General features: G+C 54.5%; 1 tRNA gene and 2 rRNA genes (1 of these 3 cut by a window edge). All 3 read right to left on the reverse strand.

The annotated features are described in order from the left end of the window. Position 1: 1 nt before the first annotated feature. Positions 2-78 (reverse strand) — tRNA-Met (locus ACR0NT_RS19380). Positions 79-198: 120 nt separating this feature from the next. Then, a 5S ribosomal RNA gene (gene rrf / locus ACR0NT_RS19385) occupies positions 199-313 on the reverse strand. 165 nt (positions 314-478) lie between these two features. Then, positions 479-2500: ribosomal RNA gene (locus ACR0NT_RS19390) — 23S ribosomal RNA — on the reverse strand; it runs 805 nt beyond the window's last position.

The raw sequence follows: 2500 nt of genomic DNA on the forward strand, positions 1-2500 counted from the left end.
TTGGTTGCGGGAGTAGGATTTGAACCTACGACCTTCAGGTTATGAGCCTGACGAGCTACCGGGCTGCTCCATCCCGCGACACTTTATGTGACCTACCGCTTACGCTACTTGAGGTCTTTGTTGGCCTATTGCTTACGCTACTTGAGGCCGGGGTCGGTCATTCTGATATCGTATTAGAGAGATGTGGGCTTTTACTAGGTTTGGCGGTGACCTACTCTCCCGGGGCTTAAGCCCAAGTACCATTGGCGCGGCAGTGCTTAACTTCCGGGTTCGGGATGGGACCGGGTGTTTCACTTGCGCTATGACCACCAAACCGAGGAAAAGCCCACGTCGCGACTTTTGCGGAGCAAAAGCGCGACGCGCAGGAGGCAGCGTATTCGCTTGCGAATGCGCGTTCCTGCACGGTTGTGTTAATCAGATCAACGTTGTCCAACTCAAGGTCGGTGTATGCTTTGGTCTTGTCTTTCCATTACTGGATCAAATCAAGCCTATCGGGCGATTAGTACCGGTCAACTGAACGCATTACTGCGCTTACATCTCCGGCCTATTGACGTGGTGGTCTTCCACGGCCCTCAGGGAGACCTTGTTTTGAGGGGGGCTTCCCGCTTAGATGCCTTCAGCGGTTATCCTGTCCGATCATAGCTACCCAGCACTGCCGTTGGCACGACAACTGGTCCACCAGTGGATCGTTCACCCCGGTCCTCTCGTACTAGGGGCAACTCCTCTCAAGTCTCCTACACCCACGGCAGATAGGGACCGAACTGTCTCACGACGTTCTAAACCCAGCTCACGTACCTCTTTAAACGGCGAACAGCCGTACCCTTGGGACCTGCTCCAGCCCCAGGATGAGATGAGCCGACATCGAGGTGCCAAACACTGCCGTCGATATGGACTCTTGGGCAGTATCAGCCTGTTATCCCCGGCGTACCTTTTATCCGTTGAGCGATGGCCCTTCCACTCGGGACCACCGGATCACTATGGCCGTCTTTCGACTCTGCTCGACTTGTCAGTCTCGCAGTCAGGCTGGCTTCTGCCATTGCACTCAACGAGCGATTTCCGACCGCTCTGAGCCAACCTTCGCGCGCCTCCGTTACGCTTTAGGAGGCGACCGCCCCAGTCAAACTACCCGCCACGCAGGGTCCCGGATCCGGATAACGGACCGCGGTTAGACATCAAGAGTGCGAAGGGTGGTATCTCAAGGGAGGCTCCACAGGTACTTGCGTTCCTGCTTCAAAGCCTACCACCTATCCTGCACATCACAATCCTGATGCCAGTGCGAAGCTGTAGTAAAGGTGCACGGGGTCTTTCCGTCTAACCGCGGGAAGCCTGCATCTTGACAGGCAATTCAATTTCGCTGAGTCGATGTTGGAGACAGCGGGGAAGTCGTTACGCCATTCGTGCAGGTCGGAACTTACCCGACAAGGAATTTCGCTACCTTAGGACCGTTATAGTTACGGCCGCCGTTTACCTGGGCTTCAATTCAAGGCTCTCACCTCTCCTTTTAACCTTCAGGCACCGGGCAGGCGTCAGACCCTATACGTCGTCTTGCGACTTCGCAGAGCCCTGTGTTTTTAATAAACAGTCGCCACCCCCTGGTTTGTGCCCCCAGCCCCTAGTTGCCTAGGAACCGGGCCTCCTTCTCGCGAACTTACGGAGGTATTTTGCCGAGTTCCTTCAACATCGTTCTCTCAAGCGCCTTGGTATGCTCTACCAGTCCACCTGTGTCGGTTTAGGGTACGGTCTGATGGAGGGCTATTTCCAGGAACCACTCAGCAGCCCAATCAATCCGATAAGATTGAACTACACCTGTGATCCGTCACATCCTCCTGGCCTAGGAATATTAACCTAGTTCCCATCGCCTACGCCTTTCGGCCTCGGCTTAGGGGCCGGCTTACCCTGCTCAGATTAGCTTTAAGCAGGAACCCTTGGACTTTCGGCGAGAGTGTCTCTCACACTCTTTGTCGCTACTCATGTCATCATTCTCACTAGTGATCTCTCCACCGGATCCCTCACAGGCCGGCTTCATCGAAAGCCTCTCTCCTCCAATACGCCCGAAGACGTGAAGGAGGAATGAGACTATGTCACACTACGCTCTGCTACCATGCCTTACGGCATCCTAAGCTTCGGCTCATGGCTTGAGCCCCGTTACATCTTCGCCGCAGGACAACTTATTTAGACCAGTGAGCTGTTACGCTATCTTTAAAGGATGGCTGCTTCTAAGCCAACCTCCTGGTTGTTTTGGTCGTCCCACCTGCTTTCCCACTTAGCCATGAATTGGGGGCCTTAGCTGTAGGTCAGGGTTGTTTCCCTCTCCACTACGGACGTTAGCATCCGCAGTGTGTCTGCCATCTAGTACTCCCGGGTATTCGGAGTTTGGTTAGGATCAGTAAGCCTGTGGGGCCCCATTACCCATCCAGTGCTCTACCCCCCGGGGTATTCGGATGACGCTCTACCTAAATAGATTTCGCAGAGAACCAGCTATCTCCGAGTTTGATTGGCC

It is taken from the genome of Ruegeria sp. AB10 (assembly GCF_056542745.1).